The 13566-nt window shown below is 71.9% G+C and carries 11 protein-coding genes; 9 read left to right on the forward strand and 2 right to left on the reverse strand.

All coding sequences use genetic code 11. The features are described from left to right. Positions 1-2: 2 nt before the first annotated feature. Together OG842_RS31905 and OG842_RS31910 are read right to left on the reverse strand one after the other, a co-directional pair. The gene (locus tag OG842_RS31905) at positions 3-440 is read right to left on the reverse strand and encodes a hypothetical protein (RefSeq protein ID WP_266735967.1); all 438 of its coding nucleotides are present in this window, start codon (positions 438-440) and stop codon (positions 3-5) included. A gap of 2 nt (positions 441-442) precedes the next feature. Further along, positions 443-802, reverse strand: a complete 360-nt coding sequence (locus OG842_RS31910; protein ID WP_072484474.1) for a hypothetical protein — start codon at positions 800-802, stop codon at positions 443-445. A 591-nt stretch (positions 803-1393) separates the two neighbouring features. Between OG842_RS31910 and OG842_RS31915 the strand changes: the two genes are divergently transcribed. The 9 genes from OG842_RS31915 to OG842_RS31955 all read left to right on the forward strand — a co-directional run bounded on the left by OG842_RS31915 (position 1394) and on the right by OG842_RS31955 (position 13235). Further along, entirely contained in the window at positions 1394-2455 is a 1062-nt protein-coding gene (locus tag OG842_RS31915; RefSeq protein ID WP_266735966.1) for a methionine ABC transporter ATP-binding protein, read from the forward strand. Beyond that, on the forward strand, positions 2452-3123 hold the full coding sequence (locus OG842_RS31920) for a methionine ABC transporter permease (protein ID WP_266735965.1): 672 nt from the start codon (positions 2452-2454) through the stop codon (positions 3121-3123). The genes OG842_RS31915 and OG842_RS31920 overlap by 4 nt, the downstream gene beginning before the upstream one ends. A 75-nt stretch (positions 3124-3198) precedes the next feature. Next, positions 3199-4065 carry a MetQ/NlpA family ABC transporter substrate-binding protein gene (locus OG842_RS31925; protein ID WP_266735964.1) on the forward strand — a complete coding sequence of 289 codons (867 nt, stop codon included), beginning with the start codon at positions 3199-3201 and terminating at the stop codon, positions 4063-4065. Between the two features lie 138 nt (positions 4066-4203). Beyond that, positions 4204-4851 carry a GNAT family N-acetyltransferase gene (locus OG842_RS31930; protein WP_266735963.1) on the forward strand — a complete coding sequence of 216 codons (648 nt, stop codon included), beginning with the start codon at positions 4204-4206 and terminating at the stop codon, positions 4849-4851. A 94-nt stretch (positions 4852-4945) separates the two neighbouring features. Then, positions 4946-6184: a precorrin-6y C5,15-methyltransferase (decarboxylating) subunit CbiE gene (cbiE, locus tag OG842_RS31935; RefSeq protein WP_266735962.1), complete on the forward strand. Its 1239-nt coding sequence runs from the start codon at positions 4946-4948 to the stop codon at positions 6182-6184. Positions 6185-6517: 333 nt separating this feature from the next. Continuing rightward, positions 6518-10009 (forward strand): nicotinate-nucleotide--dimethylbenzimidazole phosphoribosyltransferase, encoded by a 3492-nt coding sequence (gene cobT, locus OG842_RS31940; protein ID WP_266735961.1) that lies wholly within the window; start codon positions 6518-6520, stop codon positions 10007-10009. Between the two features lie 169 nt (positions 10010-10178). After that, positions 10179-11435 (forward strand): uroporphyrinogen-III C-methyltransferase, encoded by a 1257-nt coding sequence (cobA, locus tag OG842_RS31945; protein ID WP_266735959.1) that lies wholly within the window; start codon positions 10179-10181, stop codon positions 11433-11435. A 100-nt stretch (positions 11436-11535) separates the two neighbouring features. Further along, positions 11536-12417, forward strand: a complete 882-nt coding sequence (locus OG842_RS31950) for a TrmH family RNA methyltransferase (protein WP_266735958.1) — start codon at positions 11536-11538, stop codon at positions 12415-12417. Positions 12418-12677: 260 nt separating this feature from the next. Further along, entirely contained in the window at positions 12678-13235 is a 558-nt protein-coding gene (locus OG842_RS31955) for a GlcG/HbpS family heme-binding protein (protein ID WP_443064016.1), read from the forward strand. The last annotated feature ends 331 nt before the right edge of the window (positions 13236-13566 follow it).

Below are 13566 nucleotides of genomic sequence, written 5' to 3' on the forward strand. Positions count from 1 at the left end.
CCCTAAGCCGTCCTGGCCCGGCGCAGCCACATCATCCCGGTGATCGGCAGGATCACCGGGATGAACAGGTAACCCATGCCGAAGTCGGACCAGACGGTGGCGTCCGCGAACGCCGAGGGCTCCACCATCGTCCAGGTCCCGACGACCAGCACGCCCAGCAGCTCCGCGGCGCAGCACACCAGCGCCGTCCTGCGCGCCTTCTCGCCCCCGCGCACCAGCGAGTACGTGATGAACCCGTACACCAGCGCGGCGACGGCCGACAGCACGTAGGCGAGCGGTGCCCTGCCGAAGTCCAGGATCATCTGGACGATCGAGCGGGAGGCGGCCGCGACGGTGAACACCCCGTAGAACCAGACCAGTACGCGGCCGGGACCCGTCCCGAGGTCGAAGGGCTGCTTCTCGTCGGTGGCCGCCGCGGGGGTGCGATCGGTGTCGGTCACGGTCAGTTTCCCCAGATGTCGTAGAGCCGTACTTCGAGGACGGCCAGCACGACCGCGCCCGCCGCCACCGTCACCGAACCCCACCGGGTCCGCTCGGTCAGCGAGAGGAAACCGGCCGCGGGCACCGCGAGGAAGGCCCCGATCAGATACGCGATGAAGATCGTCATGCCCTGCTCGGGCCGTTCGCCCCGGGACAGCTGCACGATGCCCACCACCAGCTGGGCCAGCGCCAGCAGCGAGACCACGGCCATCCCGATGAAGTGCCAGTCCTTGGTCGGCTGGTCCCGGTACGCGGCGAATCCGCACCAGGCGGCGAGGGCGAGCGCGGTCACGGCGACCGCGACCGTCAGGGCGTCAAGCATGTGGTGAGGGTATTACGGACCAATCGGCCCCCTGCGTGCGCCCCCGCACCCGGGGAAGGGGGGTCGTGGCCTTTGCCACAGCCCATGAGCGTTCCGGGCCGGTCCCGGCTGCCGTCGTCGTCGGCCTCCGCGTGGCCTCTCCGTCGTATCGGCGCAGGTCACAGCGGGGTGAGCGGGAATCATGGCAAGCGGCCCGGCTGTCTCACCACACCATCCACGCCTGTCCGCTATTCGGACAGGCTGGTCGGGCGGAACGTTACGTCTGTTTTACTTGCCCCATGACCACGACGAGCAGCCGCATCCTTGCGACCGAGGCGATCACGACGCCCGGTGCTCGTTGTATGTGTCGAATGCGCACCTTCTGAGGGCCCCCGCCCGATCCCTCGCGCCCCGAAGCGAGACCGAGCCCGAGCCGTCCGCATCCAGCGGAACGAGCCTGCCCCAGCACCGCTGCCCGGCCACCCGCCGCCCCGAGCCGTGCCGAGACCCCCGCTTGGAACGTCCGATCGAAACGTCCAAACAGTCTCATCAGACGAATGCCCCGTGCCCGGCGGACATCGCGCCGCGCACTCGACAGTGACGGAAACCCCTGTGATCACCACTTCGGGCCTCACGAAGGTCTACCAGTCGCGCGGCCGCGAGGTCACCGCCCTGGACGGCGTCGACCTGCACGTCCGCGAGGGCGAGGTGTACGGCGTCATCGGACAGAGCGGCGCCGGCAAATCCTCCCTGATCCGCTGCGTCAACCTCCTGGAGCGCCCCACCTCCGGCACCGTGACCGTGGCCGGTCAGGACCTCACCGCACTCGCCGGACGCGGCCACCGGGCCGGCAAGGAACTGCGCGAGGCACGCAGCCGCATCGGCATGGTTTTCCAGCACTTCAACCTGCTGTCCTCCCGCACCGTCAGGGACAACGTCGAACTCCCGCTGGAGATCCTCGGCGTCCCGGGCAGGGACCGTTCCCGCAAGGCCCTCGAACTCCTCGACCTGGTCGGCCTCGCCGACAAGGCCAAGGCGTACCCCGGCCAGCTCTCCGGCGGCCAGAAGCAGCGCGTCGGCATCGCCCGCGCCCTCGCCGGCGACCCCAAGGTCCTGCTCTCCGACGAGGCCACCTCGGCCCTCGACCCCGAGACCACCCGCTCCATCCTCCAGCTGCTGCGCGACCTCAACCAGCAGCTCGGCCTGACCGTCCTGCTCATCACGCACGAGATGGACGTCGTCAAGACGATCTGCGACTCCGCCGCGCTGATGCAGAAGGGACGCATCGTCGAGTCCGGCACCGTCGGCGAACTGCTCGCCACCCCCGGCTCCGAACTGGCCCACGAGCTGTTCCCCGTCGGCGGTACGGCCTCCGGCCCCGACTGCACGGTCGTCGACGTCACCTTCCACGGCGACGCCGCCGGCCGGCCGGTGATCTCCCAGCTCTCCCGTACGTACAACATCGACATCTCGATCCTGGGCGCCGCGATGGACACCGTCGGCGGCAAGCAGATCGGCCGGATGCGCATCGAGCTGCCCGGCCGCTTCGAGGAGAACGTCGTCCCGATCGGCTTCCTGCGCGAGCAGGGCCTCCAGGCCGAGGTCGTGGAGCACGACGGCCCCGTCATCCCCGTACAGACCCCCGCCCCGCTCACCAAGGAGGTGGCGAAGTGACCTGGTCCGAAATGCAGCCGCTGCTCACCCAGGGGACCATCGACACCCTCTACATGGTGCTCTGGTCCACGGTCGTCACCGTCCTCGTGGGACTGCCGCTCGGCGTCCTGCTGGTCCTCACCGACAAGGGCGGACTGCTCCAGAACACCCCGGTGAACAAGGTCATCGGCGTGATCGTGAACATCGGCCGCTCGCTGCCGTTCATCATCCTGCTGATCGCCCTGATCCCCTTCACCACCTGGGTCGTGGGCACCTTCATCGGCCCGTCCGCGATGATCGTGCCGCTCTCCGTCGGCGCCATCCCGTTCTTCGCCCGGCTCGTCGAGACCGCCGTCCGCGAGGTCGACCACGGGCTCGTCGAGGCCGTCCAGTCGATGGGCGGATCCATCCCGACGATCGTCCGCAAGGTCCTCCTGCCGCAGGCGCTGCCCTCGCTCATCTCCGGCGTCACCACCACCGTCATCGTGCTCATCGGCTACTCCGCGATGGCCGGCGCGGTCGGCGGCGAAGGGCTCGGCTCCAAGGCCGTCACCTACGGATTCCAGCGCTTCGACAACCAGTTCATGCTCATCACCGTCGCGGTGCTGATCGTCATCGTGACCGTGATCCAGCTGATCGGCGACCTGGCCGTACGCCTGCTGGCCCGCCGGGGCCGCGCCACCACCTGAGACCTCCACTCCGCTCACAAGCCCGAACTCCTTGTCCGGGCGCACCACCATCACCACCGGAAAGAGGCACTTTTCGTGCGTAAGAACATCAAGATCACCGCTGCTGCCGCCGCCACCGCCGCCATCGCCCTCGGCCTCACCGCCTGCGGCACCTCGTCCGACCCGGGCGCCAAGAGCGAGACCGGCGCCAAGGCCGACACCTCCAAGGCGCTCGTCGTCGCCGCGTCCCCGACGCCGCACGCCGACATCCTGGACTTCGTCAAGAAGAACCTGGCCGAGAAGGCGGGCCTCAAGCTGGAGGTGAAGGAGTTCACGGACTACGTCCTGCCGAACACCGCCACCGAGACCGGCCAGGTCGACGCCAACTTCTTCCAGCACCAGCCGTACCTGGACGACTTCAACAAGAAGAAGAACACCCACCTGGTCTCCGTCGGCACCGTCCACCTGGAGCCGCTCGGCCTCTACTCCAAGAAGGTCAAGGACCTCAAGGACCTCAAGGCCGGCCAGACGGTCGCCGTCCCCAACGACACCACCAACGAGGGCCGCGCCCTCCAGCTCCTCGCCGAGAACGGCCTCATCACCCTCAAGGACGGCGTCGGCACCAGCGCCAAGCTGAGCGACATCACCGACAAGAAGGGCCTGGAGTTCAAGGAGCTGGAGGCCGCCACCGTGCCCCGCGCCCTGAACGACGTCGACGCCGCCGTCATCAACGGCAACTACGCGATCGAGGCCGACCTCAAGCCCGCCAAGGACGCCCTCGCGCTCGAGAAGGCCGACGGCAACCCCTACGCCAACATCATCGCCGTGAAGAAGGGCAACGAGAAGGACCCCCGCGTCCAGAAGCTCGTGGAGCTCCTGCACTCCGACGAGGTCAAGAAGTTCATCGAGGACACCTACCAGGGCTCCGTCATCCCGGCCTTCGGCACCGCCGCCAAGTCCTGACACCCGCACGGCATCCGTCCGAGGAGCCCCGCACCCCGCCGAGGGGGTGCGGGGCTCCGCCGTGCGGACCCGCCCATGCGCGGCACGGGCCCGATGCTGCATGCTGTGCCTTTAACGGTCTTCGGTATGGAGCTGCGCATGACTTCCACCTTTCCGGACATCTCCATCAGCACGGATCGGTTGGTGCTGCGCCCCTTCGACATGGCGGACGCCCCCGCGTACATCGAGATGATGAACGACGAACTCGTCGTCGCCTGGACCGAAGCCCCGCACCCCTACACCCAGGTCGACGCCGAACGCTGGATCCGCAGGATCGCACCCGCCCAGCGCACCACCGGTGACGGCATCGTCCTCGCCGTCACCGAATTCCTCACCCAGCGACTGGTCGGCTCGGTCCGGCTCCGCAACACCGACTGGCGCACCCGCGCCACCGAGGCCGCCTACATCACCGCCCCCTGGGCCCGCGGCGAGGGATACGCCACCGAATCCGTACTGGCACTGGCCCAGTGGCTCTTCCGCGACCAGGGCTTCGAGCGCATCGAACTGCGCACCGCCGCCGACAACACCGCCTCCCAGCAGGTCGCCCAGAAGCTCGGCTGCATCAGCGAGGGCGTCCTGCGCAACGCCCGGATAGCCCGCACCCGGACCGACAACGGCACGGACGGCGGCTGGACCGACATCAGGACCGACCTGATCGTCTGGGGCCTGCTGCCCGAGGACCTCGAAGGCGTCGCCGAACAGCTCGCCGACGCGGGCGGCTACGGCGCCTACAACGACTGGAACTGACCCCGCGAAGGGGCCCCGACACCACGCCGGTACGGACCGGGTACTCTCACCCTGCCCACCCCCACCTGCGACAACTCCAGGAGACTGACGACAGATGGCCGATCGGGTCACCGTGATCGGCTGGGACGGCTCGCCACTGACCGGAGCGGCCACGGCCGCCCTCTCGGCCGCCACGCTCGTCGCCGGAGCCGCCCACCACCTCGCACTTCCCGAAGTCCCTGCGAACGCCGAACGCATCCGCCTGGGCTCCATCGACCTGGCCGCCCGCCGGATCGCCGGCCACCGCGGCAGCGCCGTGGTCCTCGCCGACGGGGACCCGGGCTTCTTCGGAGTCGTACGCAACCTCCGCGCACCCGAACACGGACTCGAGGTCGAGGTGGTCCCGGCCGTCTCCTCGGTCGCCGCCGCCTTCGCCCGCGCGGGAATGCCGTGGGAGGACGCCCGGACGGTCGTCGCCCACCCCCGCACCCTGCGCCGCGCCGTGAACGTCTGCCGCGCCCACCACAAGGTCGCAGTCCTCACCTCGCCCGGCGCCGGCCCCGCCGAACTCGCCCTGCTCCTCGAAGGCGTCCACCGCACCTTCGTCATCTGCGAGGAACTCGGCACCAGCCGCGAACAGGTCACCGTCGTCACCTCCGACAAGGCCGCCGACCACGTCTGGCGCGACCCCAACGTGGTCGTCGTCATCGGCGGCGGCCCCGAACCGCGGGCCGCCGGAGCCTGGATCGACGGCGGCCTCCCCGCCCACCCCCATGACGTACGCGGTTGGGCACTGCCCACCGAGGCGTACGCGGGGGACTTCGGCGGGCGCGGCACGGAGAGCGGTGAGGGCGACTCCCCGGGGCTGCGCGCCGCCCAGCTGGCCCACCTCGGTCCCCGGACCGGCGACCTCCTCTGGGACATCGGCTCCGGCAGCGGGGCCCTGGCCGTGGAGGCCGCCCGCTTCGGCGCGGCGGTTCTGGCGGTCGACAGCGACCCGGCCGCCTGCGCTCGGACCTCGGCGGCGGCACGGGCGTTCGGCGTGCAGCTCCAGGTCGTCGAGGGCCGGGCCCCCCATGTCCTGGAACGGCTGCCGGAACCCGATGTCGTACGGATCGGCGGCGGCGGAGTCCCCGTCGTCACAGCCGTCACCGAACGGCGGCCGGAACGCATCGTGACCCATGCGTCGACGCGGGACGAGGCCGAGGCGCTCGGCGCAGCCCTGGGCGGAAACGGATACACGGTCCGGTGCTCGCTCCTCCAGTCCGTCGAACTCGACACGGCAGCATGGTCGGAGCGTGAACGCTCCGTCGTGTTTCTCCTGTCTGCGCTGCGTTCCGACCTCGCCCCGTGACCCGGTCGGCGTACAGCGAGAGGTAGGCTGGCCGATCGTTGCACCGCGCCCGGACGTTCGTCGCTTCGTTCGTCAATGTCCGGAAAGGGGGACCGTTTTGGCCCCCGTTGTGGTACGGCAGAACCGGGGGATGCGCGACGTGGCGCAGTCCACAGCGGGCCGTGGCGAAATGAGCTGCCGCGGCGGCGAACGGCCGCGAGAATGCAGTATGTCCGCGACCGATTCGTGCCGCGCGGCGAGCCCGCTCGTTCTTGTTGACGAGCGCCGGCGTGCCGTGTTCGGGCGTCCCGGGCGAAGGGCCGAAGGAGCACTGACGATGGGCGAGGGGTACGCATGAGTGACACCGGCCAGATCCCGGTCGAGGGACTGCCGGAGAACGCAGGCACGGTGGAGCAGCCGGGCGTCGCCGCCCCGGACGCCTACACCTACCTCGCTCCCTCCGAGCATGTCTCCGAGGACGACGACCTCCTTCTGATGCCGAGCCCGCAGGGTGCCTGGAGCGACCCGCAGGCCGTACCGGCCCCGGGCCAGTACCCCGAGGGCGTCGTCGCCCAGGCACCGCTGCCCGCGCAGGGTGCCTACCAGGCCCAGCCGATGGCACAGCCCTACGCCCAGTCGCCCGGCGAGACCCCGGCGCAGCCCCAGGGCCCCGTCCAGGTCCAGGTGCAGGAGCCCGTCGCGTCCCAGGCCGCCGAGGCGTACGTCGCCCAGCAGGCGGTGGCGGAGCCGCTGCCCCCGAACGGCCAGGGGACGCACGAGTCCGGTGGCCGCGACTCCGGTTCGGTCGACCTGACGGGCGTCCGCATCCCGTCGCCCGCCCCGGCTCCGGCCGCCCAGGCCCAGCCCCAGACGCCGGTGCGCCGGCCGCTGCACCGCGGCCCGGCCGTGCCCGATGGCACGCCGTCCTACGGCGGGACGCCGACGGGCGGAGTGGTCCGTTCGCTCGCCGACCGCGGCCCCGCGGGCGCACCCCAGGCGCAGGCCCGTACCCAGGCCCCCGCGCGGCACACCGGACCGCCGACCACCGGCCCGGAGTACTTCGAACTGCCGGGTGACGACGCGTCGGCACTGCCGGGTCCGCAGCTCGGCGAGATCCTGCCGCAGGGCGGCAGCCCGTGGGGGGCCCAGGCCCCTCAGCCGGTGGCAGCAGAATCGGTCGTTCCGGAGCAGGCCGCCCCGGCGCAGGTCCTTCCGGAGCAGGCCGCCCCGGCGGAGGTCCTCCCGGAGCAGGCCGCCCCGGAGCAGATCGTTCCGGCGCCGGTCGCCGAGCCCGTTGCCGAGCAGGCCGCCGAGCCGGTTCAGGCGCCCGCGCCGCAGCCGGTTCAGACCGCTCCGGCCGTGGCGCCGGAGGCCGTGGCCGCTCCCGCCGCCGAACCGGTACCCGCCGTGGTCGAGATGCCCGCCGGGGCGCACGCCGAGGTCCCGGGCGGGATCCCCGCCGAGGCGATCGCGCCGCAGGAAATCGCGGAAGCCGTCCCCATGGGCCAGTTCGTGCCCGTGGAGGGTTCGGTGCCGACGACTCCGCATCTGGCCCCGACGCCCGTGGCCGGGACGAGCGCCGAGGCGGAGCCCGTAGCAGAGGCCGAGGTCGAGGTCGAGCCCGAGGCCGAGCGCGTGCCGATCGCCATGGAGCCCGTGGCGCCGATGGAGCCCGTCGTGGCAGAAGCGGCCGTCGAGCCTTCCGCGCCCGCTGCGGACGCCGAGCCGGTCGAGCCCGTGGCGATCGCCGAAGCCCCCGTCGCCGTACCCGCGCCCGCCCCCGAGGCCGAGGCCGAGGCCCTGACGGTGTCCGAGCCGGAGCCCGAGCAGGGCCCTGAGGTCATCGAGACCCCGGACATCACGCCCGCCGCGGACACCGTGGAGTCCGTGGAGGACGCCGCCGTCGCGGAGACCGGTCAGATGGATTCCGTACAGCCCGAGGCCCTGCCCACCGAAGCCCCGGCCCCGGAGCCCGCCGAAGCGGTCCAGGCCCAGGCCGCTGCCGCTGTCACTGCTCCTGGGCCGGAAGCCGCTGAAGCCGAGGCCCCTCAGGCCCAGGGGACCTCCGAGGCCCCCGAGTCGTCCGAGGCCGACGAGGCCGAGGTACCCGCCGGCCCGCCGGCCCCCGGTTACGACGACGCCGAGCGCGAGGCGGTGCTCCGCGTCATGCGTGAGCGCCGTGACATCCGCAACGGCTTCCGCAGCGACCCCATCCCGCACGAGGTGCTGCTCCGCGTCCTCGAAGCCGCGCACACGGCGCCCAGCGTCGGCCACTCGCAGCCCTGGGACTTCGTCGTCATCCGCTCGGCGGAGACCCGTCGCTCCATGCACGAACTGGCACAGCGTCAGCGCGACGCGTACGCCAAGTCGCTGCCCAAGGGCCGGGCCAAGCAGTTCAAGGAACTGAAGATCGAGGCCATCCTCGACACCCCGGTGAACATCGTCGTCACCGCCGACCCCACCCGCGGCGGCCGCCACACCCTCGGCCGGCACACCCAGCCGCAGATGGCCCCGTACTCCTCCGCGCTCGCCGTCGAGAACCTGTGGCTCGCCGCGCGCGCCGAGGGGCTCGGCGTCGGCTGGGTCAGCTTCTTCGACGAGCGCGAGATGGTCCGGGCCCTGGGACTGCCGGAGCACCTCGAAGTCGTGGCGTACCTGTGCGTCGGTTACGTCGACGAGTTCCCCGAGGAGCCCGAGCTGATGCAGGCGGGCTGGTCCAAGCGCCGCCCGCTGTCCTGGGTCGTACACGAGGAGACCTACGGCCGCCGCGCCCTGCCCGGCGCGGAGCCGCACGACCTGCTGCAGGAGACCATCTCCAACATCCGCCCGCTGGACGCCAAGGCGCTCGGCGAGGCGTGGGAACGCCAGAAGCGGATGACCAAGCCGGCCGGCGCGCTCGGAATGCTGGAGATCATCTCGGCCCAGCTGTCCGGGCTCTCCCGGCTGTGCCCGCCGCCGATCCCCGAGCCCGCGGCCGTCGCGATCTTCGCGGGCGACCACGGGGTGCACGCCCAGGGCGTCACGGCCTGGCCGCAGGAGGTCACCGGCCAGATGGTCGCCAACTTCCTCGGCGGCGGCGCGGTCTGCAACGCGTTCGCGGCCCAGGTGGGCGCCGAGGTGTGCGTGGTCGACGTCGGCGTGGCCATGGAGCTGCCCGCGACGCCCGGCCTCCTGCCCCGCAAGGTGCGCGCCGGAACGGCCGACTTCACCACCGGCCCCGCGCTCACCCGCGAGGAGGTGCTCGCGGCGATCGAGGTCGGCATCGAGACCGCCCGCGATCTGGTCGCGGCAGGCAACAAGGGCCTGCTCACCGGTGAGATGGGGATCGCCAACACCACGGCGTCGGCCGCGCTGATCTGCGTGTACACGGGCATGGACCCGGCCGAGGTGACCGGTCGCGGTACCGGCATCAACGACGAGATGCACGCCCGCAAGGTGGACGTGGTCCGCCGCGCCCTCGAACTGCACCAGCCCGACCCGGCCGACCCGATCGGTGTCCTGGCCGCGGTCGGCGGCCTGGAGCACGCTGCGATGGCGGGCTTCCTGCTGGGCGGCGCCTCGCTCCGTACGCCCGTCATCCTGGACGGCGTCAGCGCGGGTGCCGCGGCCCTGGTCGCGCGGGCGATCGCCCCCGAGGCCCTCGCCGCCTGCATCGCGGGCCACCGCAGCGCCGAGCCCGGCCATGTCGCCGCCCTCAACAAGCTGGGCCTGCGCCCGCTGGTCGACCTCGACCTCCGCCTCGGCGAGGGCACCGGAGCGCTGCTGGCGCTGCCGATCGTGCAGAGCGCGGCGAGGGCGATGCACGAGGTCGCGACGTTCGACTCGGCGGGCGTCACGGAGAAGTAGACCGGCCCGGGGGTTCGGGGGTCTGCCCCCGGACCCCCGATCCTCGATCGCCCGAGGGGCTGAGGCCCCAACCCCGTATCGTGGACCCGCCCCCACGAAACCGCACGTCACAGCCGCTCCACCGTCGCAGCGGCCCGCACCCCGCACCGCACGAGGAGTCCGCACCGCCATGGCCGAGCACGCCGATCACCCCGCGTACCCCGTCGGACTGCGCCTGAGCGGGCGCCGCGTCGTCGTCGTAGGCGGCGGCCAGGTCGCGCAGCGCCGCCTCCCCACGCTCATCGCGGCCGGCGCCGACATCACCCTCGTGTCGCCGTCCGCGACCCCGGCCGTCGAGGCGATGGCCGACGCCGGTGAGATCCGCTGGGAGCGCCGCCGGTACGAGGACGGGGACCTGGCCGACACCTGGTACGCGCTGATCGCCTCCGACGACGACGCCGCGAACGACGCCGCGTCCGCCGAGGCCGAGCGCACCCGCACCTGGTGCGTACGGAGCGACAACGCCGATGTGGCGACCGCCTGGACCCCGGCCACCGGCCGCAGCGAGGGCGTGACCGTCGCCGTCCTGTCCACCGACGCCCAGGGCCGTGACCCGCGCCACTCCGCCGCCGTCCGCGACGCCATCGTCGAGGGACTGCGCGACGGCACGCTCGCCGCCCCCCATCACCGGACCCGGCCCACCCCCGGCGTCTCCCTGGTCGGCGGCGGCCCCGGCGACCCCGACCTGATCACCGTGCGCGGCCGGCGCCTCCTCGCCGAGGCCGACGTGGTCATCGCCGACCGGCTCGGCCCGCGCGACCTGCTCGACGAACTGCCGCCGCACGTCGAGGTGATCGACGCGGCGAAGATCCCGTACGGCCGCTTCATGGCGCAGGAGGCGATCAACCAGGCGCTCATCGAGCACGCCAAGGCCGGCAAGGCCGTCGTGCGGCTCAAGGGCGGCGACCCGTTCGTCTTCGGCCGGGGCATGGAGGAGGCCCAGGCGCTCGCCGCCGAAGGCATCCCGTGCACCGTCGTCCCCGGAATCTCCAGCTCGATCTCCGTGCCCGGCGCGGCCGGAATTCCCGTCACCCACCGCGGGGTCGCCCATGAGTTCACCGTCGTCAGCGGCCATGTCGCCCCCGACGACGAGCGCTCGCTGGTCGACTGGGCGGCGCTCGCCCGGCTGCGTGGCACCCTCGTACTGCTGATGGCCGTCGACAAGATCGGCGCCATCGCCAAGGCCCTCGTCGCCCACGGCAAGTCCCCGGACACCCCGGTCGCTCTGGTCCAGGAGGGCACCACGGCGTCCCAGCGCCGCGTCGACGCGACCCTGGCGACCGTCGCCGAACGGGCCGCCGCCGAGGACGTACGTCCCCCCGCGGTCATCGTCATCGGCGACGTCGTCACGGTCGGCACGGGCATCGTGCCGCTCCCCGCCGAGTAGCCGGCCCGGACACCGCCCGCACCCGCACCGAGTAACCAGCGGTAACGGATCTTCTTCCGATCCGTTGGCACCACACACCGGACAAGGCAGTATCAAACCCGTGGCTGATCTCATCACCGTCGACGACCCCGACGACCCCCGACTGCGCGACTACACCGGACTGACCGATGTCGAACTCCGGCGCAGGCGGGAGCCCGCCGAGGGCCTCTTCATCGCCGAGGGCGAGAAGGTCATCAGGCGTGCCAGGCACGCCGGGTACGAGATGCGCTCGATGCTGCTCTCGGCGAAGTGGGTCGACCTGATGCGGGACGTCATCGACGAGGTCCCGGCCCCGGTGTACGCCGTGAGCCCCGAACTCGCCGAGCGCGTCACCGGCTACCACGTGCACCGGGGCGCCCTTGCCTCGATGCAGCGCAAGCCGCTGCCGACGGCCGGCGAACTGCTGGCGACGACCTTCGGTACGGCGGCAGCCGACGACCGGACCGGAGCGGTGCCGCCCCCGGGCGAGGGGCAGCGTGCGGCGCGGCGCATCGCCGTGTTCGAGGACATCGTCGACCACGCCAACCTGGGTGCCGCCTTCAGGAACGCAGCCGCCCTCGGCATCGACGCGGTCCTTCTCACCCCTCGCTGCGCCGATCCCTTCTACCGGAGGTCCGTGAAGGTCTCGATGGGGGGAGTCTTCCAGGTGCCGTGGACCCGGCTGGAGTCCTGGCCGAAGGATGTCGGAGTCCTGCGTTCCGCGGGGTTCACGCTCGCCGCCCTCTGCCTGAGCGAACGAGCGATCACCCTCGACGAACTCGCCGCGCGCAAGCACGAGAAGCTCGCGCTGGTCTTCGGTACGGAAGGAGCCGGCCTCGCCCCCGGTACCCTCGCCGCGGTCGACGAGCACGTCCGCATCCCGATGGACGCCGGTGTCGACTCCCTCAACGTGGCAGCCGCCTCGGCCGTCGCCTTCTACGCCACCCGGCCGGGAGCGGCCTGACTCCGGCGCGCCTTCCGCCCGGCTGCCCGAAGCCGCTCTTCTTCCCTCCTCCTGCCTGTCTGCCTGCCCTGGGTCAACCGATCGGATGACCCAGGTGTCAGCCTTCCCGCTCGGCACATGAAGCCGGTAAGCCGACGGACCTGACGGGTGCCCGGCCGCAACCTTGATCAGAACGGGACGGCAGCAGCCGGCGGGCCCGGACGCCGGAACTCCCCGAGCGGACGGAGCCGCACCCCGCACCCATCACAGGAGTGACCGGAATGAAGCACGCCAGGAAGACCACGAAGCGTATGCGCATCGTCATCGGCGGTACGTTGGTCGGCGCCGCCGCTCTCGGTACGTTCGCCGTGGTCTCGGCCAGCGCGGGGTCGTCCCCGAGCACCGCCCCCCGGTCGGAGGCGGCGGGCAAGAACCTGGCCCGGTCCACACACCTGAGCGCCGACGCGGCCGGCCGGGCCGCACAGGCCGTTCTCGACGCCGCCGCGAAGGAGAACCAGCGGGTCTCCGTCGCCGTCGTCGACCGCAACGGCAACACCATCGTCACCCTGCGCGGCGACGGAGCGGGTCCCCAGGCGTACGAGGCGGCCCAGAAGAAGGCGTTCACCGCCGTCTCCTGGAACGCCCCGACCTCCGATCTGGTCAAGCGTCTGGAGAACGCCCCGACGCTGAAGGACATCCCCGGCACCCTGTTCCTCGGTGGGGGAGTGCCGGTCGACGCGAAGGGTGCGCCGATCGCGGGCATCGGTGTCGCAGGAGCCCCGTCCGGTGACCTGGACGAGAAGTTCGCCCGGGCCGGCGCCGCGGCCCTGGGCAAGTAGTACGGAGCAGAGCTTCCGCGATACCGGCCGAGGCCGTTGCCCCGCGTGCACGAACGCGGGGCAACGGCCTCGGTGATTTCCGCACCGGCCCGGCCGGTCACGTACGTCGCGGGCCGCCCCGGGCGCCGACACGCACCGGCGTACGGCTCCGTCGTGAGCCGTACGAGCAGTCCCGCCGCCCTGAAACCGCACGGTCGGTATCCCAAGTGTCCCGCGCCCGCCATCCGGGATTCCGTGCCGAACCCCTTGACGCTGTGCCGATCCCCGGATGAAACTTCCGCGAGCCGAAAATGGTATTCCATTTTCGGGTCCTGCTCCGTTCGGAAGGATC

The sequence above is a fragment of the Streptomyces sp. NBC_00376 genome, from assembly GCF_036077095.1.
Lineage (GTDB): Bacteria > Actinomycetota > Actinomycetes > Streptomycetales > Streptomycetaceae > Streptomyces.